This window comes from Pseudomonas oplopanacis (assembly GCF_057128725.1).
The window spans coordinates 133620-152394 of sequence record NZ_JBSKHV010000011.1 but is presented as its reverse complement, the minus strand read 5'-3'; the positions used below and the strand labels follow the sequence as shown (position 1 = coordinate 152394).

Genomic DNA, 18775 nt, shown 5'->3' with positions numbered 1-18775 from the left:
GAGTGAAAGGAAATGCCCATGAATCAAGCCGCCTGTGGCTCGAACGTCAGCGCCAGACCGTTCATGCAATAACGCAGGCCGGTAGGCTTGGGCCCATCATCGAAGACATGCCCCAGATGACCGCCACAGCGCCGGCAGTGGACTTCTTCACGCAGCACGCCAAAGGACCGGTCCTGACGAGTGGCCACCGCTTTGTCCAGGGGCGCCCAGAAGCTCGGCCAACCGGTGCGACTGTCAAACTTGGTATCGGATGAGAACAGCGGCAGATCACAACCGGCGCAGGCGAAAACGCCCTCGCGATGTTCATTGTTCAAGGGGCTGCTGTAAGCCCGCTCGGTGCCCTCTTCCCGCAGGATTTCGTACTGCTCGTCGCTGAGCATGGCGTGCCATTCGCTGTCGCTGTGGGTCACCTCGAATACCTCCGCCGCGCCGGCATCACTGACCAGTGCGGTACTGGCGGCAAATTTTGGCAACACACCGATCACCAAGGCTGCAGCGCCCAGCCCGCCGCCCGCTACAAGAAACTGTCGCCGTGAAAACATGGTCTTCTCCAAAATTCCCGATGCCTGATAAGGAACACAGCCTAGGCTTGGGTTGATCGCCAAATCCTCACGAGCAGTTAAACAATTCGTGATAACTCGGACTGAGGAAAACCCGCACAATGTGCCCATTGCGCTACAAAGGATTGAGCTTTATGGAACAGACCAAACGCGTCCTGGTGGTCGAGGACGACCTGCACATCGCCGACCTTATCTGCCTGCATCTTCGTGATGAGCAGTTCGAGGTGGTGCACTGCGCCGACGGTGACGAAGGCATGCGCCTGTTGCAGCAAGGAAGCTGGGACGCGTTGATCCTCGACCTGATGCTGCCCGGTGTCGACGGCCTGGAAATCTGCCGTCGGGCACGGGCGATGGCCCGCTATACCCCGATCATCATCACCAGTGCACGCTCCAGCGAAATGCACCGGATCCTGGGACTGGAACTCGGCGCCGACGATTACCTCGCCAAACCCTTTTCGATGCTGGAACTGGTCGCCCGGGTCAAAGCGCTGTTGCGCCGGGTCGACGCCATGGCCCGCAACCTGAAGATGGACTCGGGCAGCCTGATGACGGACGGCTTGTCCATCGACCCTATCACCCGTGACGTCTCGCTCGATGGTCGGCGCCTGGACCTGACGCCACGGGAATTCGACCTGCTGTATTTCTTCGTCCGCCAACCCGGCAAAGTCTTCTCGCGCATGGATCTGCTCAACGCGGTCTGGGGTTACAGCCATGAAGGTTACGAACACACGGTGAACACCCACATCAATCGTCTGCGGGCCAAGATCGAAGCCGATCCGGCGCTACCCGCGCGCATCCTCACGGTGTGGGGCCGAGGCTACAAATTCGCCGTCAAGGAGGAGCAGCCATGAGGCTGACCCTGACACAACGTCTGTCCTTGGTGTTCGCCATTCTGTTGCTGGTGTGCTGTGGCACATCGGCCTGGATGCAGGTGCGCTCCAACAAGATGCATGAGCTGGAAGTGGTCCAGGGGCTGTCGCGCGATCTGGCGCAACACATCGCCCATGACACGGTGCTGATGGACAGCAGCGGCCTGATGCCCAATGCCATTCGTGAATTGTTCAGCAAACTCATGCAGGTCAATCCCAGCGTCGAGGTTTACCTGCTGGACACCGAGGGCAAGATTGTCGGAAGCGCCGCACCGGAGGGCCGGATACATCGGGAGCGGATCGATCTGGTTCCCGTCCAGCGCCTGCTCAAAGGCGATGCCCTGCCGATTCTCGGCGATGACCCGCGCAGCGTAGATGGCCGCAAGGTGTTCAGCGCCGCACCGTTGCGGGTCAACGGCCAGCCCGCCGGTTATCTATATGTGGTACTGCTCAGCGAAGAACACGACCGCTTCGCCGAACGCGGCGCCACCAGCGCCGCGCTCAATACCGCCCTGTTGTCCATCGGCCTGGTGGCGTTGCTGTGCCTGATTGCCGGTCTGACGGCATTTGCCCTGATTACCCGACCGCTGCGACGCTTGACCGAAAGAGTCAGTCAGTTCGACATCGACGGCGTGCCCTCTTCACCCCCTCCATCGGAGCCGGTGGAAAAAGCCGCCAGTCACGATGAAATTGCCGTGCTGGACGCCGCCTTCCGGCAGATGCAATCCCGGCTCAGTGAACAGTGGCGCTCGCTGACACGTCAGGACCAGGAGCGCCGCGAACTGGTGGCGAACATTTCCCACGATCTGCGAACACCACTGGCCTCGCTGCATGGATACCTGGAAACCCTGTCGCTCAAGGACGCCACGTTATCCCCCGCCGACCGGCGTCGCTATCTGGGCATCGCCCTGGATCAAAGCCGCAAGGTGGGTGGCCTGGCGCAATCGCTGCTGGAACTGGTCAGGCTGGAACACGGCTTTGTACAACCGGTGCTGGAGCGCTTCTCACTGACCGATCTGGTGCAGGACATTTTTCAGAAATTCGAGCTGACCGCCGAAGCACGCCAGATCGAACTGAAGGCTACTTTCGCCCCAAACGTTTCCGCGGCCTGCGCCGACCTGGGATTGATCGAGCGGGTGCTGACCAACCTGTTCGACAATGCCCTGCGCGATACCCCGCAAGGTGGAGAAATCGAGCTGAGCCTGCGCCCGCAAGGGCCGTTTATCGAAGTCACGGTCAGCGACACCGGCCCCGGTATTGCGGCGCCCTTACGCGAAGGTCTGTTCCTGCGCCCTTTCAACATTGGCGGCGCACGACGCGATGGCGGGTTGGGGCTGCGTATCGTGCACCGGATCCTGCAATTGCACGGTCGCGAGATCCAGTTGATCGACTTACCCGGACGAGGCGCGACCTTCCGCTTCTCCTTGCCGGTGGATCAGCAAACGGCGGAACAATGGGCGGTTCACTCAATGAATCTGAATTCGATGGGGAAATAGCCGAAGTTCCGGCAACGCACCAAAATGCCTTCTCGCAAAAATCATGACCAACTGCCTGTTCATCCGTGACAACTCAGCGTGGGTCCAATAGATTAGGCGACCTGAAAAGGCCCTGTGCTTTCTCGCCTCAATTCAAGTTAAAAGAAGTAGTGAAATTTCAATGTCCGATTCCAACACCGCTGAATCCGTAGTCACCCTGTCGTCCAAAGCGGAATACGAAAACTCCATCAATCTTTCACAGCACGTGCCACAGGCCAAGACCATCAGCGAGATGGTCCTGGACGCTTTCCAATCCACCCGGGAAAGCGACCAGATCCGCGAGCTGCGCGCCGCGATTCGCCAGGCACATGACAGCTTCGACGACGATAAAGCCTATGAACTGATGGGTGAACTCAAGCAGTTGAAAGACGCGGAAGCGTCTGACATCGCGGCTCTCGAAGACCTGAGCAGCAAATTCCCGATCAGCCGGATTCTCTCCAGCTTCAAGGATGACCCGGCGTTTCAGGAAATCGTCTACGGCCTCGCGCTGAAAGTGCTGAACCAGACTCACCAGGCCATCAGCAACCCGAGCAGTGGCAAAAGCAAAGTGGCTCGCGCCAAGAAAGATCTCGAAGTGTTCACCATCAGCAAGGACGGCATAAACGTCACCCTGCCGCTGCGCACCCCGCGCTCAAGCCTGAACGTCGACCGCAAGGCGCTGGAATTCCTCGGCTTTACCTTCGTCGGCGAAGGTGAGGACGCAGTGATTGAAAGCGAGACGTTCCTGGATAACGCCGGCGTCGAACAAGCGGTCAACCGCAAGAACATCATCACCGCATTGCAGCAGCAAACCGCGTTCGACGGCTACAGCATCGCCGCGCAGTAACACGCGTCACCCCAAAGCCCCGCCGCTTGCAGCGGGGCTTTTTATAGCCTGCAAAAATCAGGAAATCGAAGGATGCAGCGCCGCGATCATGTCCACTTCCACCGGCGCGTTTTTCGGCAATTGGTAAACACCCACCGTTGTCCGCGTATGTTTGCCGGCATCGCCCAACACATGGGTGAAGACATCCGAGGCGCCGTTGGCCACCTCACTGAGGTCGACGAAATCGAACGTGGATTTCACATAAACGGTGACACGAAGCAGTGCCTTGACGTTATCCAGTGAACCAACGGCCTCGCGGATCAATGCCAGACCGCGTATCGCGCTGATGCTCGCGGCCTCTTGCGCATCGGCCAGATTGAGCTCCAGGCCCACCCGGCCCGGGTACTGGATTTTGCCGTTCATGCGCGGCACCAGGCCACTGACATACAGCTCATCGTCATGCCGAAGCAGTGGCGCGTAATGCCCCCCGGCCGCGTTCTCGTCGTAGATATCGAAGCCGTGCTCTTTCGCCATCTCGAGGAAACGTTCGTCGCGGGTTATTTGCTTAATCATCACTTGTTCCTCTTGATCCACCATGCAAACGCGATTTTGATGGTAGAGACAGACGCTTCTCTTGATCAGGGCAAGTTCGTATAGAATCCAGCGAACTTTACTGCCAGGGAGACCAGTAAAATGCAGGCTCAGCGCGCTGTGATCGCCGCCATCGAGTTCCAGCAGGGAGTGCCGCTGGTGCAGCAGATTGTCGATCAGCTGTCCGAGGCAATCCGCCAGGGAGGCCTGCCGCACGGGGCCAAGTTGCCGCCGATTCGCGAGCTCTCCGAGTTGATGAACGTCGGAAAATCCACCGTTGTGGACGCCCTCGACCGATTGCGGGCCAAGGGGCTGGTGGTCTCACGCCAGGGCTCGGGACATTACGTCCACCGGGCAAGCACCCAGCCCCCAACCGCTATTGCCCCGGATCTGCAACCGCAAGACACCCTCAGCCGTGTCCGCCGTGCGATTCTTTTGGATAACGGCGCGCTACGTCCCGGCTGTGGATTTCTGCCCGGTTCCTGGCTGCCCGCCGAAGATCTGCTCAAAGCCGTGCGCGGCACCCTTCGCGCGACATCGCTGCGCATGGGCGAATACGGTGAGGTCGGTGGTTATCGGCCGCTGCGCGAGGCATTGCGGGTCAAGTTATCGGGCTTTGGCATCGAAGTGCCGGTGGAACAAATCATCACCACCGCCAATACCATGCAGGCCATCGACCAACTGATGCGCCTGTTGATAAAACCCGGCGATACGGTGCTGCTCGACGATCCGTGCTACTTCAACCTGCACACCAATCTGGCGTTGCACGGCGCCAAGGTCATCACCGTTCCCCGCGATTGCAACGGGCTGGATCTGGAGGCGTTCGAGCACAGGCTGATCGCCCATCGCCCTGTGCTCTACATGACCAACAGCACCCTGCATAACCCGACCGGGCACTCGTTTTCGGCGGCGCAGGTGTATCGCCTGCTGGAGTTGAGTCACCGCTACGGTTTGCACATTGTTGAAGATGACCTGTATGGCGATCTCCAGCAACGACGCACCCCGCGCCTGGCTGCGAGCGGGCTGGACAATGTCAGTTACGTGTCCGGTTTCTCCAAGACCCTGACCGCCAACAGCCGGGTCAGCTACGCCGTGTTGTCACCGCAACTGGCGGCCCGGATGATCAACCTGAAGATGAGCATCGGCGGCGTGACCTCGGAACTGGCGGAACAGATCATCTGCACCATGCTCAGCAATGGCAGCTACGCCAAACACATCCGGCGCACGGTGGATCGCTTGTATGAATCGAGCAGTCGCGTGGCGCGCTGGCTGGTGGAGGCTGGGTGCTCGGTGTCGTCGGTGCCGGGTGAAGGGCTGTTCATCTGGGCTCGTTTGCCCAACGGGTTGAATGCCGAAACCCTTGCCGACAAAGGCCTCAAGAATGATCTGGTGCTGGCGCCCGGGGCTATGTTGAGCAAAGCGGCCGACGCCAATGGTTTTCTGCGTTTCAATGTTGCGCATAGCGATGATCCGCAGGTGCGGGAGCGGTTTTTCCGGTTGCTTGATAGATGAGGTTCCCGACAGACCGAGGTGCGGCCTTCGCGAGCAGGCTCGCTCCCACATTGGACCGCGTTTCCCCAGCTGGAATGCGGTCTAGTGTGGGAGCGAGCCTGCTCGCGAAGGGGGCGACACGGACCAAAAGAAGCCCCCAACAAAAAGCCCCGCACTTCTCTCGAAGGCGGGGCTTTTGTTTACAGCATCCGACGCTTAAGGCGCGTACGTCAGCAGCAGCTCGGTCGGCACTTTGAAGTCCAGGGACATCATCACGCTCAACGCGGTAATGGTGAAGATCGAGAACACGAACAGCTTACGTGCCCAGACCGTGTCATCCACTGCCTTGTAACCGGTCCAGGCCATGTACAACCAGTACATGCCCATGGCCGCGGCGACGGCGAGGTAGCTCATGCCGGCGTAGCCGCTGAAGGTCAGCATCAAGGTCGCCACGAGGAAAGCCAGGATGTAGATCAGGATGTGCTTCTTGGCCACCTGAATCCCGCGCTTCACTGGCAGCACCGGAATCGATGCGGCCAGGTAATCGTTGAAGCGGAAAATCGCGATGGCGTAGGAATGCGGCATCTGCCACAGGCTGAACATCACCAGCAACGTCAGTGCGGCCATGTCGAAGCTGTTGGTCACAGCGACGTAGCCAATCACCGGCGGCATGGCGCCCGACAGACTGCCCACCAGCGTGCCGTGAACCGACTTGCGCTTGAGGTACAGGCTGTAGAAGCCGACGTAGATGACGAAACCGATCACTGCGAACAGCGCGGCCAACGGGTTGGCCACCTTGTACAACAACGCAACGCCGGCAACACCCAGGACGGTCGCAAAGGCCAGTGCCAGTTTCAGGGAGATCAAGCCCTGGACCAGCACCCGGTTCTTGGTGCGCTCCATCTTCAGGTCGATGTCGCGGTCGATGCAGTTGTTGAACACGCAACCGGAAGCCACCACCAGGGACGTGCCGATCATGGCGGCCAGGAAAATGGCCAGATCGACATGCCCTTTCGAGGCCAGGAAAAATCCGCCCGCCACAGAAAGCACGTTACCGAAAATGATCCCCGGTTTGGTGATTTGGATAAAGTGCTTAAAGGACATCCGGACTTTCCTCAGTGCGCCATCATGACGGTGTGGATGCTGAACATGATCCACAGCGACAGGCCTACCAACAGGACGATTACCAGTGCAGCGAAGACAAACGCGATCACGTTGTTACGCTGGGCAGCGGAGCGGTCCAGGTGGAGGAAGTACACCAGGTGCACGAGCACCTGGATCACTGCGAAGGCCAGTACGATCCACAGGGTCATGGCTTTCGGCAGCGACGGGTACATCACCAGGCCGAAAGGAATGATCGTCAGGATCACAGACAGGATGAAGCCGATGGCGTAGGACTTGACGCTGCCGTGGCTGTCGTCGTGGCCGTGGCCATCGTGGGAGTGTGCGTTAGCCATTACAGGGTCCCCATCAGGTAAACAACGGTGAATACGCAGATCCACACCACGTCCAGGAAGTGCCAGAACAGGCTCAGGCAGCTCAGACGGGTCTTGTTGGTCGCCGTCAGGCCGTTTTTCTGCACCTGATACATCATGATCGCCATCCAGATCAGACCGCTGGTCACGTGCAGACCGTGGGTACCGACCAGGGTGAAGAACCCGGACAGGAAGCCGCTGCGGTTAGGACCGTAGCCTTCGGAGATCAGCATGTGGAACTCGTTGATCTCCATGCCGATGAAGCCCAGGCCGAACAGGAAGGTGATGGCCAACCAGCCCAATACCGCCTTCTTGTTGCCCTTGAACAACGCCAGCATGGCGAAGCCGTAGGTGATCGAACTGAACAACAGGCAGGCGGTTTCGCCCAGCACGTATGGCAGCTCGAAGATGTCGTGGCCCGACGGGCCACCCGCTACGTTGTTAACCAGTACCGCGTACACCGCGAAGATCGACGCAAACAGAATGCAGTCGGTCATCAGGTAGAGCCAGAAACCGAATACGGTCATCTCGCCCGAGTCGTGGTGATGGTCATCGTGCCCATGTCCATCGACATGGGTGTGTCCAGCATTGGTCACTAAGTTCGACATGGTTTAAGCCTGTTCCAACGAGGTTTCAACACGGGTGGCAGTGGCCGGGATTTTCCCTGCGGCTACCAGACGTTTGCGCTGCTCGGCTTCGGTGCGCTCGATCACGTCGACCGGCACCATGTAGCCCTGGTCATCACGGGCAGCGTGGATCACGAAGTAGATCACGGCGCCGGCGAGGCCGAAGATGGCCATCCACCAGATGTGCCAGATCATCGCGAAACCGAACACGGTCAACAGAGCACCCATGACCAGGCCGGTCGCGGTGTTGTTTGGCATGTGGATCGGCTCGTACTTGACCGGAGTCTGGTACGCAGTACCGTCTTCCTTGGCTTCAGTGAACGGGTCGATGCAGTCGGCTTTTGGCAGTACGGCAAAGTTGTAGAACGGTGGTGGCGACGAGGTCGACCATTCCAGCGTGTGGGCATTCCACGGGTCACCGTGTTCGCACATGTTTTCCGGCTTGTTACGGTCACGAACACTGACGTACAGCTGGATCAACTGGCAGGCAATACCACAGGCGATCATGACCGCACCGAACATTGCAACGTACAGGTACGGCACCCACTCAGGGTTGGTGGTGGCGTTCAGACGACGGGTCATGCCCATGAAGCCCAATGCATAGAGCGGCATGAACGCGACGAAGAAGCCCGAGATCCAGAACCAGAACGCTGCCTTGCCCCAACCTTCGTGCAGCTTGAAGCCGAACGCTTTAGGGAAGTAGAAGCCGAAACCAGCGATGTAGCCGAACACGGCGCCGCCGATGATCACGTTGTGGAAGTGAGCAATTACAAACAGGCTGTTGTGCAGAACGAAGTCAGCACCCGGAATGGCCAGCAGTACGCCGGTCATGCCGCCGATGGCGAAGGTCACCATGAAGCCCAGGGTCCACAGAACCTGGCTGGTCATGCGCAGACGGCCCTGGTAGATGGTGAACAGCCAGTTGAATAGCTTCACCCCCGTCGGGATCGAGATCAGCATCGTCGCCAGACCGAAGAAGGCGTTGACGTTGGCACCCGAACCCATGGTGAAGAAGTGGTGCAGCCAAACCATGAAGCCCAGGATCGAGATCGCGCCCGAGGCGTAGATCATCGAGTGGTGGCCGAACAGTTTCTTGCCGGAGAACGCCGAGATGACTTCGGAGAAGATCCCGAACGCCGGCAGAATCAGGATGTAAACCTCGGGGTGACCCCACGCCCAGAACAGGTTGACGTACATCATCGGATTGCCACCAAGTTCATTGGTGAAAATGTGGAAATCCATGTAACGGTCAAGTGTCAGCAAAGCCAGGGTAGCGGTCAGGATCGGGAAGGAAGCGACGATCAGCACGTTGGCCCACGTGCAGGTCCAGGTGAAGATCGGCATGTCCATCAGTTTCATGCCCGGGGTACGCATTTTCAGCACGGTGGCCAGGAAGTTGACCCCGGTCAGCGTCGTACCTAGCCCGGATAGCTGTAGCGCCCAGATGTAGTAGTCCACACCCACGCCAGGGCTGTAGCCCAGTTCCGACAGCGGTGGATACGCAACCCAACCGGTACGGGCGAATTCGCCGACACCCAGCGACACGTTCACCAGCACGACGCCAGACATCAGCAGCCAGAAGCTCAGGGAGTTCAGGAACGGGTAGGCAACGTCACGCGCGCCGATCTGCAGCGGCACTGCAAGGTTCATCAGGCCGGTGAAGAATGGCATCGCCATGAAGATGATCATGATCACACCGTGAGCGGTGAAGATCTGGTCATAGTGTTCAGGCGGCAGGTAGCCAGGCGAACCCTCGGTGGACATGGCCAACTGGGTACGCATCATGATGGCGTCGGCAAAACCGCGCAGCAGCATGACCATGGCGACGATGATGTACATCACGCCGATTTTCTTATGGTCGACCGAAGTCAGCCACTCGGACCACAGGTAGGTCCACTTCTTGAAATAGGTGATTGCAGCGAATACGCCCAGACCGCCGAGGGCGATCATGGCGATGGTCACCATCACGATCGGCTCGTGGAACGGGACCGCTTCCCAACTTAATTTACCAAACATCGTTTACTCCTCTGCCCCGGCAGCTGAATGCGAACTCATGTCCATCCCTTCCATCTGGGCCACTTCTTTCTCTTTCTTCTCGTGGTCCACTTTCGGACCCGGTTTCATGCCTTCGTACTTGTCGACGATGGTCTGGAACAGGTTCGGCGTGAACGAGGAGTAGAGCGCTACTGGATTGTTCTGGCTTGGTTTGGAAAGGGCTTCGTATTCAGCTTTTTCAAGCTGTTTAGGTGCCTTCTTGACATCACTGACCCAGGCATCGAAGTCCGCCTGAGAGGTGGCGATTGCTTTGAACTTCATGCCGGTGAAACCCGCGCCGCTGTAGTTGGCGGAGATCCCGTCGAATTCAGCATTCTGGTTGGCGATCAGGTGCAGCTTGGTCTGCATGCCCGCCATCGCGTAGATCTGACCGCCCAGGCCCGGAATGAAGAACGAGTTCATCACGGTGTCGGAGGTGATCTGGAAGTTGATTGGCGTGTTGGCCGGGAAGACGATCTTGTTGACCGTGGCAATGCCTTGTTCCGGGTAGATGAACAGCCACTTCCAGTCCATCGACACCACTTGGATGGTGATCGGCTTGACGTCGGATTCCAGAGGTTTGTACGGATCCAGAGCGTGGGTCGACTTGTAGGTGACGTAACCCAGGGCAATGATGATCAGGACTGGAATGGCCCACACCGCGATTTCAATCTTGGTGGAGTGCGACCACTTCGGCGTGTAGACGGCGTCAGTGTTGGAGGCGCGATATTTCCAGGCGAACAGGAAGGTCATGACGATGACCGGTACCACGACAAGAAGCATCAGCAGCGTTGCGGTGATGATCAGGTTTCGCTCGTCCAGGCCAACCTGGCCCTTGGGATCGAGCAAGGTCATGTTGCAGCCTGACAGCAACAATGTGCCAATCAGCGGCAATAAGCCTAGTAGTCTGGGGTACCTGTTTTTACTCATCTCACGACCTCTAAAGCAGCTTGCGCAATGCAGTTGGGTTTTGATCGCCAACACTTCACCCTGCCAAGGGTTGGCATTTTTCTTGGATTGAATAAGGGCCGCCCGTCGCGCGTCAGACGCTGCTCGACAAATCCTGGGACAGCGGTAAGTTCTTATTCGAATTCGTGGTCAAAGGCCTTGTTACAGACCAATTCCATTTGGTGCGGATAGTTGGAAGGCTCCGACACCTGGGAGTCGCATGAGGCGTTCAAGCCTCTCGACGCCCTACTTTCTGCTCATGCTGAGCAGTGCCGGGAATTCAGTGCGGGCGATTGTAGATATGTAACGATTCATAAACCATGTCTCATCCCGAAATAATTTTTATCCATTCCAGCAACAATCATTAACGGATTTCGCAAAAGTCCGGCATGGTATCGAAATCTATTCTCAACAAAAACACCAAAATTAGTAGGTCTACCTTGCGCAGTTCAGACAGCTTCGGGGCTGCTGCGCCCTCCCACGACACTGCTCAACCCCCTATGAGACAAGGGCTAGGGCAATTCGCCAGCCCCTGTTAAAACTGCCTGTTCCTGCATTGCCGGGGTCAGATGATGAGCCGCCGCAACAGTCCAATTTTGTTGCCCGACCCCATGCCAATTCAGCCCCTTGAAATGCCTTGCGACACTCGCGCTGTGACAACATGTCGCACACGTGTCGCACCCTTGCTTGTCGCGCATCACGGTCTTTTTACCTGGCCTCTGAAAATGCAAAACGCCCCGGCCCCCTCAACGAGGGCCGGGGCGTTTTCATGGACTACCCAGCAGTGCGGCGAAGCGCCTCAGCGCAGCGCTTTACGGTTACGCGAGGTGAGCAACGGCACCAGAATCACGATCAGCACGAACGCCACCAGCGCCCATTGTGCCAGCGACAGACCGAGGATCGGCGGGTACGGCGTGGAGCAGAAGCCATCCACCTGGAAGCCCAGCGGGAAGATCTTCGCCAGCGGCAGACCATCGACAATCGGCTGCAGCACATCGATGCCGCAGCTGACCGCCGGGTAGAACTGGGTGTAGACGTGATGCCCGGCCACCGCTGTGCCTGCCAGGGCACTGATGACCACCAGCGTCTCGAACACGGTAATGCTGCGACGGGTGCGCGTGGCCGCGCCGATGAAGGCAAACACCGCGATAAACAACAACGCGTAGCGCTGGAGAATGCACAGCGGGCATGGCGCCTCGCCCAACACAATTTGCATGTACAGCGCGCCGCCGATCAGCGCCAGGCAGATGATGCCCAGTAACACCAGATAGCGCCGTTCGCGCCCCAATCGCATTGTTTCCTCGCTCATCGCGTTTCCCTTTTAGATAGCAGTTGCCGCCAGTCTACACGCAGGCTCCGACGTTTGAGAGCCTGGCGCGTGCCGGTGGATTTGGGGGAATAAACGATAAGCCGGTTAAGAAGGGATTAACTTTTCTAACTGTAATCAACAATTGAGACCGTGGTGCGGCCATTCGCGAGCAGGCTCGCACACAGTTGACCGCATTCCCCTGAGAGAACTCGGTCAAGTGTGGGAGCGAGCCTGCTCGCGAAGCAGGCGACTCGGTCTCCCGAGTCGCCCCAATGAATTACTCCAACGCCGAAGCCGGCCCGAAGAACTCATAACGGCTCTGCTTCTCCGGAACCCCCAACGCCTTGAGGTGGCGCTTGATCGCCGCCATGAACCCTTTCGGCCCCAGGAAATAAGCATCCAGGTCACGCTGCTCGGGCAGCCACTCGCCCAGTTGCTCCCGGCTCAACAACCCGACCTTGTCCGCTGCCGGACTCACACCATCATCTTCGGCGTAGCAATAGAAGCGCTTGAGTTGCGGATGACGCTCAGCCATCCCGTCGATCCAGTCACGGAAGGCATGCACGCTGCCGTTGCGCGCGCAGTGGATAAAATGCACCGGGCGCTCAGTGGCCAACGCGGCTTCGAGCATCGCCAGTGTCGGAGTAATGCCGACACCGCCGCTGATCAGCACCAGCGGCTTATCGCTGGCCGTCAGGGTGAATTCACCGGATGGCGGGAACAACTGGATGCTCGACCCGACATGCAACTGATCGTGCAAATGGTTGGACGCCCGCCCACCGGTTTCACGCTTGACGCTGATGCGGTACTCGCCTTTGTTGGCCAGCGCCGACAGTGAGTAGTTGCGACGGATCTCTTCGCCGTCGAGGATCAGTTTCATGCCGATGTACTGGCCAGGCTCTGCCTCAAGAATCGGGCCTTTGTCAGCAGGTTCGAAGTAGAACGAGGTGATTTCCGCGCTTTCTTCAACCTTGGCCGTGACGATGAATTCCCGCGCCCCGCGCCAGCCACCGGGCGCCTGTTCTTTCTGATCGTAGATACTGGTTTCGGCACCGATCAGAATCTCGGCGAGTTGCCCATAAGCCGCACCCCAGGCCGCGATGACTTCAGGGGTGGCGATTTCTTCGCCCAGTACCTCGGCGATGGCACGCAGCAGGCAGGTGCCGACAATCGGGTAGTGTTCCGGCAGGATCTGCAGGGCCACGTGCTTGTTGATGATCTTGGCCACCAGGTCGCCCAACTGGTCGAGCTGGTCGATGTGCCGTGCGTACATCAACACACCGTTGGCCAGCGCGCGCGGCTGATCACCGCTGGCCTGGTGGGCCTGGTTGAACAGCGGGCGGACTTCCGGGTATTCGGAGAGCATCATGCGATAGAAGTGAGTAATCAGCGCTTCGCCGCCGCTTTCCAGCAACGGTACGGTGGATTTGACGATGGCACGGTCTTGAACGCTAAGCATAAGGACGACTCCGGAGCTTGATGTGTATTTCCTTAGACTTATCAGTTTCCATGCCAAGTAATAAAACCATGTAAATCAATAGGTTGAAAACATAGTAGTCATATCGACACACGCTGATTTATAGTCATGTCGACTACACGGAGTCACTATGACTGCAAAATCTCTGCTCACCGCCCTGCTGCCCCTGGTCTCTGACCTGTCCCGCGAACTGCCCGAAGGCGAGCGTTATCGACGCTTGCTCGAAGCCATGCGCGCCCTGCTCCCCTGCGATGCCGCAGCCCTGCTGCGCCTTGATGGCGAATGGTTGGTGCCGCTGGCCGTCGACGGCTTGAGCACGGACACCCTGGGCCGGCGCTTTAAAATCAGCGAGCACCCACGATTCGAGGCCTTGCTCAGCAGTCACGGCCCGACCCGCTTCGCCGCCGACAGCGACTTGCCCGACCCTTACGACGGACTGGTCGAGGGTCTCGACGATCATCTGGAAGTCCATGACTGCATGGGTTGCCCGCTGTTTATCGACGAGCGCCCATGGGGCTTGTTGACCCTCGACGCCCTCGACCCGGAGCAATTCGAGCCGATCGAACTGGATGCCCTGCAAGCCTTTGCCAGCCTCGCTGCGGCCACGGTCAACGCCGCCGAGCGCATCGAACGCCTGGCCAACCGCGTCGAAGACGAACACCAGCGCGCCGAGGTTTACCGTCAGGCCAGCGGCCAGCAGAACCGCGAGATGATCGGCCAGAGCAAGACCCACAAACGCCTGGTGGAAGAGATCAACCTGGTGGGCGGCAGCGACCTGACCGTACTGATCACCGGCGAAACCGGGGTCGGCAAGGAACTGGTCGCGCAGGCGATTCACGCCGCTTCTGCCCGCGCCGACAAACCGATCATCAGCCTCAACTGCGCGGCGCTGCCGGACACTCTCGTGGAGAGCGAATTGTTTGGTCATGTGCGTGGCGCGTTCACCGGCGCGATGAATGATCGTCGCGGCAAGTTCGAACTGGCCAATGGCGGCACCCTGTTTCTCGATGAGGTCGGTGAGCTGTCGCTGACGGTACAAGCCAAGCTGCTGCGCGTTCTGCAAAGCGGTCAGTTGCAACGCCTGGGTTCGGACAAGGAACACACGGTTGACGTGCGCCTGATCGCGGCGACCAACCGCGACCTGGCCGAAGAAGTGCGCAACGGTCGCTACCGTGCCGACTTCTACCATCGCTTGAGCGTTTACCCGTTGCTGGTCCCGGCACTGCGCGATCGCGGGCGGGATGTATTGCTGCTCAGCGGCTTCTTCCTGGAACAAAACCGTTCGCGCATGGGCCTCAACAGTCTGCGTTTGAACAGCGATGCGCAGGCTGCCTTGCTGGCCTATAGCTGGCCGGGGAACGTGCGAGAGCTGGAGCATTTGATTGGTCGCAGCGCGCTTAAAGCGTTGGGTAATTGCAAAGATCGGCCGAAGATTCTCAGCTTGAGTGCGGCGGACCTGGAGTTGCCTACTGGCGGTGATGAGGTGCTTACCGAACAACCCGTCGTCAGCGCCGTGACATTGGTGGCCGGTGATCTGCGTGAAGCCACGGAGAATTATCAGCGGCAATTGATCAGCGCTTGCCTGGAGCGGCATCACAACAACTGGGCGAGCGCGGCGCGTGAGCTGGGGCTGGACCGGGCGAATCTTGGGCGCATGGCCAAGCGATTGGGGATGAAGTGACGGCCCCTTCGCGAGCAGGCTCGCTCCCACACTGGACCGCGTCGTACGCCGATCAAATGTGGGAGCCAGCCTGCTCGCGAAGGCGGCAAACGGTTCATCCGAATTTCTAAAGCCTGCCCGCTACAAGTCGATAACCCGATATCGATAGTTTTTGGCAATCCCGCGATCGCCCATCACCTTTTTCCAGAAGGTACATATGTCTTCCAACAAAGCCCGCGCAGATTCACTTTCGCTTCTGCTGTTTACCTTGCGCAGCGGCAAGCTGATGGCGATCAACCTGCTCAAAGTCAGCGAAATCATTCCTTGCCCGCCGCTGACCCGGCTGCCGGAGTCGCATCCCCACGTCAAAGGCATCGCCACCCTGCGCGGTGCTTCGTTGTCGGTGATCGACCTGAGCCGTGCCATCGGCGAGCGCCCGCTGGAAGACCCGAACGGTGGCTGCCTGATCGTCACCGACGTCAGCCGCTCCAAGCAGGGCCTGCATGTTCAGGCCGTGAGCAAGATCGTCCACTGCCTGACCACCGACATCCGTCCGCCACCCTTTGGTTCCGGCGGTGTGCGTTCGTACATCACCGGCGTAACCTCGGTCGACGGCACGCTGGTGCAAGTGCTGGACATCGAAAAAGTCATCCACGGCATCGCCCCGGCACAGATCGAAACGGCCCCGACCGAGCTGAGCATGGAAGACGCCGAAGTCCTGGGCAGCGCGCGCATTCTGGTGGTCGATGACAGCCAGGTCGCCCTGCAACAATCCGTGCACACCCTGCGCAACCTCGGCCTGCAATGCCACACCGCCCGTAGCGCCAAGGAAGCCATCGACTGCCTGCTCGACCTGCAAGGCACGGCCCAGCAGATCAACCTGATCGTCTCGGACATCGAAATGTCGGAGATGGACGGCTACGCCTTCACCCGCACCCTGCGCGAAACACCGGACTTCTCGCACCTGTACGTGCTGCTGCACACCTCCCTGGACAGTGCGATGAACAGCGAAAAAGCGCGTCTGGCCGGGGCTAACGCGGTGCTGACCAAGTTCTCTTCACCTGAACTGACCAAATGCCTGATCGAGGCGGCCAGGGCTGTCGCTGAACAAGGTCATTAAGAGGTGGCCGAGGACTTTTGCTATTTGATGCGGCGCAACCTCGCCGAGGCTGTGCCGACGATCACCTGGCCTGAAGGCATCGTCCTCAGCCAATACCGCCCTGAATTGGCAGCAGCCGTCCATCACTTGATGGAATTGGGTTATCAGGAAGGTGGTGGCCGCGTGCCGGCGCTGGAGGTGTGGCAACAGCGCTTTGAAACTGACCCGGAATACGATCCCGCCCTGTGTTTCATTGCGCTGGATGCCGACGGTATCGCTGGTGTGTGCCAGTGCTGGACCAGCGCCTACATCAAGAACCTGGCGGTCCACCCGCGCGCGCAACGCCTCGGGCTGGGCCGCGCCTTGTTGCTGCAGGCGTTTCACGTATTTCAGCAACGTCGGGAAGGGTTTGTTGATTTGAAGGTGCTGGAAGACAACCTTCGGGCACTGCGGCTGTATGAAAGTGCCGGGATGTATGTGGTCCGCCGGGAACCGGTTCCAGCCTGATACACCGCCTTCGTCGGAACGCCGCCCGGAGCAGGCTCGCTCCCACACTTGATCTGCGTACAACATGGATCCCCTGTGGGAGCGAGCCTGCTCGCGAAGGCGTCAGCATTAACAATATCAACCCTTCAGGCATACTCGGCCAATCAAGCCAACGGATGCCCGAACCATGAAAGCCGCACCCCTGATCGCCCTCTGTCTCACCGCCCTCGCCTCCCAGGCCCACGCCTCCAGCCCCGACGCCTGGGCCGCCTACGACAAAGCCGTCCTCACCAGCTGCACCAAAGCCAGCGGCCTGAAAAACGCCAAGCCCGTCGGCACCCCTGCACAATTCGATGACCGGGTCGACTACACCGCCCTCCTGCTGCAAGGCCAATACCCGCAAAAACACATGAAAGGCCAGCAAGGCACCGAGCTGTGCCTCTACAACAAGAAGACAAAAACCGCCTACGTGACCGAATGGGACTCCATTCGCCCGACCGCCAAGGCCCAGTGAGTGGCGCATAACTTGCTTCATCGCTGCCCAGTGCGGTGACATTCTGTCGCCGTTTCCTGCCCTCACATGCGGCCCGGCGATCAATGAATACAAGGTTTTCCTGCGTAGGTTGCGGCAAGTGCTGCAACGACCACCACGTCCCCCTGACCCTGGCGGAAGCCCGCATGTGGGCGGGCGATGGCGGTCAAGTGATCGTGCTGGTCGAGGGTTTTCTGGGTAACGGCCTGGGCCTGCCGGTGCAGCAACGCGAACACGCCGAACGCCGTTCGGTGGTGGTTCGAAGCGGCGCGTCCGAGGCGCACGTGGCAATCACCTTTGCCGCCTATAACGTCGGTCCCTGCCGGAATCTTGACGAAGACAACCGCTGCGGCATCTACGAGCGCCGACCGCTGGTGTGCCGCATCTACCCGGCGGAAATCAACCCGCACATCCTGCTGAACACAGCGACCAAGGATTGCCCGCCCGAATCATGGGAACAGGGCCCGGATCTGATCATCGGCGGTCAATTGGTCGATCAGGAGCTGGCGCAGTTGATCCAGCGTTCTCGTCAGGCGGATCGCGATGACATTCAGGCCAAGGACGCTATTTGCGCGTTGCTGGGGATTCGCACGACTGCGCTGAAGGGTGACGGGTTTACCGCTTATCTGCCGGACATGAACGCGTTTGCCACGGTCATTGATCAGGTGTCAGCGCAACCACTGGCGGCGCCGGAGAGTGACTGGCTGTTTCATGTGTCGGGGGATGACATTGCCGGGCAAGTGCAGGCGGCGGGTGCGCAACTGGTGACTGAAGCACCGGTGAACTATGCGTTTATTTCGTTGCGGGCGGCTTGATCCAAGGGATTAGTTGCCTGTGATGACCCCTTCGCGAGCAAGCCCGCTCCCACATTTGATCTCCATCTGACACAGATTTTGTGTATGTCGACGATCCACTGTGGGAGCGGGCTTGCTCGCGAAAGCGGTAGATCAGGCACCGCAGAAACTGAAACTCAGCGCTTGCCCATCGAACGACGAGTACCCGGAGGTGCCGCCCCAGGTGTCTTGGTATGGCCATTCTTCGCGCCATTCTTGTACCAAGGCTGACTGGCGTTCTTCGCGGCCGCCAGATCACCCGGTTTGAACGGGAACTTGAACGCCGGGATTGCGGCTTTGGTTTCGCTGTCTGCGCTGGAGTCGACGCTGTCTGGCAGGTCTGCCTGGTCGTCGCTCAAAGCGTCGGCAACCGGCGGTTGTGTCGGGGAAGTCATGAAAGCTCCGGGTGATGCACATAGAGTCGGGCCCGGTCAGCGAGCCGCGA

At 59.2% G+C, this 18775-nt stretch carries 19 protein-coding genes; 9 read left to right on the top strand and 10 right to left on the bottom strand.

Translation table 11 applies throughout. The annotated features are described in order from the left end of the window. Window positions 1–23: 23 nt before the first annotated feature. The gene (gene msrB / locus ACWKV5_RS21270) at window positions 24–542 is read right to left on the bottom strand and encodes a peptide-methionine (R)-S-oxide reductase MsrB (RefSeq protein WP_483842865.1); all 519 of its coding nucleotides are present in this window, start codon (window positions 540–542) and stop codon (window positions 24–26) included. Between the two features lie 152 nt (window positions 543–694). On the opposite strand from msrB, the gene ACWKV5_RS21265 reads away from it, so the two are divergent. The 3 genes from ACWKV5_RS21265 to ACWKV5_RS21255 all read left to right on the top strand — a co-directional run bounded on the left by ACWKV5_RS21265 (window position 695) and on the right by ACWKV5_RS21255 (window position 3790). After that, complete coding sequence (locus ACWKV5_RS21265; RefSeq protein WP_123435046.1) at window positions 695–1411, top strand: response regulator transcription factor; 717 nt, start codon at window positions 695–697, stop codon at window positions 1409–1411. Further along, window positions 1408–2925, top strand: coding sequence for a sensor histidine kinase (locus tag ACWKV5_RS21260; RefSeq protein WP_483842864.1), 1518 nt, complete (start codon window positions 1408–1410; stop codon window positions 2923–2925). Before ACWKV5_RS21265 ends, ACWKV5_RS21260 begins: the two co-directional genes overlap by 4 nt. Window positions 2926–3085: 160 nt before the next feature. Then, window positions 3086–3790, top strand: a complete 705-nt coding sequence (locus tag ACWKV5_RS21255; protein ID WP_483842863.1) for a hypothetical protein — start codon at window positions 3086–3088, stop codon at window positions 3788–3790. A gap of 57 nt (window positions 3791–3847) precedes the next feature. Here ACWKV5_RS21255 and ACWKV5_RS21250 read toward each other — a convergent pair whose 3' ends face one another. Further along, window positions 3848–4342, bottom strand: a complete 495-nt coding sequence (locus tag ACWKV5_RS21250) for a RidA family protein (protein WP_483842862.1) — start codon at window positions 4340–4342, stop codon at window positions 3848–3850. A gap of 120 nt (window positions 4343–4462) precedes the next feature. On the opposite strand from ACWKV5_RS21250, the gene ACWKV5_RS21245 reads away from it, so the two are divergent. Further along, complete coding sequence (locus ACWKV5_RS21245; RefSeq protein WP_483842861.1) at window positions 4463–5872, top strand: aminotransferase-like domain-containing protein; 1410 nt, start codon at window positions 4463–4465, stop codon at window positions 5870–5872. A 195-nt stretch (window positions 5873–6067) separates the two neighbouring features. Here ACWKV5_RS21245 and cyoE read toward each other — a convergent pair whose 3' ends face one another. The 7 genes from cyoE to hmpA all read right to left on the bottom strand — a co-directional run bounded on the left by cyoE (window position 6068) and on the right by hmpA (window position 13702). Further along, the gene (gene cyoE, locus ACWKV5_RS21240; protein ID WP_027922713.1) at window positions 6068–6955 is read right to left on the bottom strand and encodes a heme o synthase; all 888 of its coding nucleotides are present in this window, start codon (window positions 6953–6955) and stop codon (window positions 6068–6070) included. A gap of 11 nt (window positions 6956–6966) precedes the next feature. Then, entirely contained in the window at window positions 6967–7308 is a 342-nt protein-coding gene (cyoD, locus tag ACWKV5_RS21235) for a cytochrome o ubiquinol oxidase subunit IV (protein WP_027922712.1), read from the bottom strand. Continuing rightward, window positions 7308–7934 carry a cytochrome o ubiquinol oxidase subunit III gene (locus ACWKV5_RS21230; protein WP_027922711.1) on the bottom strand — a complete coding sequence of 209 codons (627 nt, stop codon included), beginning with the start codon at window positions 7932–7934 and terminating at the stop codon, window positions 7308–7310. The genes cyoD and ACWKV5_RS21230 overlap by 1 nt, the downstream gene beginning before the upstream one ends. Before the next feature lie 3 nt (window positions 7935–7937). Continuing rightward, window positions 7938–9968, bottom strand: coding sequence for a cytochrome o ubiquinol oxidase subunit I (gene cyoB / locus ACWKV5_RS21225; protein WP_483842860.1), 2031 nt, complete (start codon window positions 9966–9968; stop codon window positions 7938–7940). 3 nt (window positions 9969–9971) lie between these two features. Next, window positions 9972–10916 (bottom strand): ubiquinol oxidase subunit II, encoded by a 945-nt coding sequence (cyoA, locus tag ACWKV5_RS21220; RefSeq protein WP_027922709.1) that lies wholly within the window; start codon window positions 10914–10916, stop codon window positions 9972–9974. An 817-nt stretch (window positions 10917–11733) separates the two neighbouring features. Further along, complete coding sequence (locus tag ACWKV5_RS21215; protein WP_123435056.1) at window positions 11734–12243, bottom strand: disulfide bond formation protein B; 510 nt, start codon at window positions 12241–12243, stop codon at window positions 11734–11736. A 277-nt stretch (window positions 12244–12520) separates the two neighbouring features. Continuing rightward, window positions 12521–13702, bottom strand: a complete 1182-nt coding sequence (gene hmpA / locus ACWKV5_RS21210; protein WP_483842859.1) for an NO-inducible flavohemoprotein — start codon at window positions 13700–13702, stop codon at window positions 12521–12523. 148 nt (window positions 13703–13850) lie between these two features. On the opposite strand from hmpA, the gene norR reads away from it, so the two are divergent. From norR to ACWKV5_RS21185, 5 genes are all read left to right on the top strand, one after another. After that, window positions 13851–15401, top strand: a complete 1551-nt coding sequence (gene norR, locus ACWKV5_RS21205) for a nitric oxide reductase transcriptional regulator NorR (RefSeq protein WP_483842858.1) — start codon at window positions 13851–13853, stop codon at window positions 15399–15401. A 196-nt stretch (window positions 15402–15597) separates the two neighbouring features. Further along, complete coding sequence (locus ACWKV5_RS21200) at window positions 15598–16500, top strand: chemotaxis protein CheV (protein WP_140668481.1); 903 nt, start codon at window positions 15598–15600, stop codon at window positions 16498–16500. Window positions 16501–16527: 27 nt separating this feature from the next. Then, the gene (locus ACWKV5_RS21195) at window positions 16528–16986 is read left to right on the top strand and encodes a GNAT family N-acetyltransferase (protein ID WP_483842857.1); all 459 of its coding nucleotides are present in this window, start codon (window positions 16528–16530) and stop codon (window positions 16984–16986) included. A 166-nt stretch (window positions 16987–17152) separates the two neighbouring features. Beyond that, window positions 17153–17479 carry a hypothetical protein gene (locus tag ACWKV5_RS21190; protein WP_483842856.1) on the top strand — a complete coding sequence of 109 codons (327 nt, stop codon included), beginning with the start codon at window positions 17153–17155 and terminating at the stop codon, window positions 17477–17479. Between the two features lie 83 nt (window positions 17480–17562). Continuing rightward, a complete protein-coding gene (locus ACWKV5_RS21185) occupies window positions 17563–18312 on the top strand; it encodes a YkgJ family cysteine cluster protein (RefSeq protein ID WP_483842855.1) in 750 nt (249 codons plus the stop codon). Between the two features lie 155 nt (window positions 18313–18467). Here ACWKV5_RS21185 and ACWKV5_RS21180 read toward each other — a convergent pair whose 3' ends face one another. After that, window positions 18468–18725, bottom strand: coding sequence for a hypothetical protein (locus tag ACWKV5_RS21180; protein ID WP_007943495.1), 258 nt, complete (start codon window positions 18723–18725; stop codon window positions 18468–18470). Window positions 18726–18775: the final 50 nt, after the last annotated feature.

Bases quoted from the DNA above. Each gene is read 5' to 3' on its own strand.
- msrB (WP_483842865.1), bottom strand. From the start codon at position 542: ATGTTTTCACGGCGACAGTTTCTTGTAGCGGGCGGCGGGCTGGGCGCT.
- ACWKV5_RS21265 (WP_123435046.1), top strand. From the start codon at position 695: ATGGAACAGACCAAACGCGTCCTGGTGGTCGAGGACGACCTGCACATC.
- ACWKV5_RS21260 (WP_483842864.1), top strand. From the start codon at position 1,408: ATGAGGCTGACCCTGACACAACGTCTGTCCTTGGTGTTCGCCATTCTG.
- ACWKV5_RS21255 (WP_483842863.1), top strand. From the start codon at position 3,086: ATGTCCGATTCCAACACCGCTGAATCCGTAGTCACCCTGTCGTCCAAA.
- ACWKV5_RS21250 (WP_483842862.1), bottom strand. From the start codon at position 4,342: ATGATTAAGCAAATAACCCGCGACGAACGTTTCCTCGAGATGGCGAAA.
- ACWKV5_RS21245 (WP_483842861.1), top strand. From the start codon at position 4,463: ATGCAGGCTCAGCGCGCTGTGATCGCCGCCATCGAGTTCCAGCAGGGA.
- cyoE (WP_027922713.1), bottom strand. From the start codon at position 6,955: ATGTCCTTTAAGCACTTTATCCAAATCACCAAACCGGGGATCATTTTC.
- cyoD (WP_027922712.1), bottom strand. From the start codon at position 7,308: ATGGCTAACGCACACTCCCACGATGGCCACGGCCACGACGACAGCCAC.
- ACWKV5_RS21230 (WP_027922711.1), bottom strand. From the start codon at position 7,934: ATGTCGAACTTAGTGACCAATGCTGGACACACCCATGTCGATGGACAT.
- cyoB (WP_483842860.1), bottom strand. From the start codon at position 9,968: ATGTTTGGTAAATTAAGTTGGGAAGCGGTCCCGTTCCACGAGCCGATC.
- cyoA (WP_027922709.1), bottom strand. From the start codon at position 10,916: ATGAGTAAAAACAGGTACCCCAGACTACTAGGCTTATTGCCGCTGATT.
- ACWKV5_RS21215 (WP_123435056.1), bottom strand. From the start codon at position 12,243: ATGAGCGAGGAAACAATGCGATTGGGGCGCGAACGGCGCTATCTGGTG.
- hmpA (WP_483842859.1), bottom strand. From the start codon at position 13,702: ATGCTTAGCGTTCAAGACCGTGCCATCGTCAAATCCACCGTACCGTTG.
- norR (WP_483842858.1), top strand. From the start codon at position 13,851: ATGACTGCAAAATCTCTGCTCACCGCCCTGCTGCCCCTGGTCTCTGAC.
- ACWKV5_RS21200 (WP_140668481.1), top strand. From the start codon at position 15,598: ATGTCTTCCAACAAAGCCCGCGCAGATTCACTTTCGCTTCTGCTGTTT.
- ACWKV5_RS21195 (WP_483842857.1), top strand. From the start codon at position 16,528: ATGCGGCGCAACCTCGCCGAGGCTGTGCCGACGATCACCTGGCCTGAA.
- ACWKV5_RS21190 (WP_483842856.1), top strand. From the start codon at position 17,153: ATGAAAGCCGCACCCCTGATCGCCCTCTGTCTCACCGCCCTCGCCTCC.
- ACWKV5_RS21185 (WP_483842855.1), top strand. From the start codon at position 17,563: ATGAATACAAGGTTTTCCTGCGTAGGTTGCGGCAAGTGCTGCAACGAC.
- ACWKV5_RS21180 (WP_007943495.1), bottom strand. From the start codon at position 18,725: ATGACTTCCCCGACACAACCGCCGGTTGCCGACGCTTTGAGCGACGAC.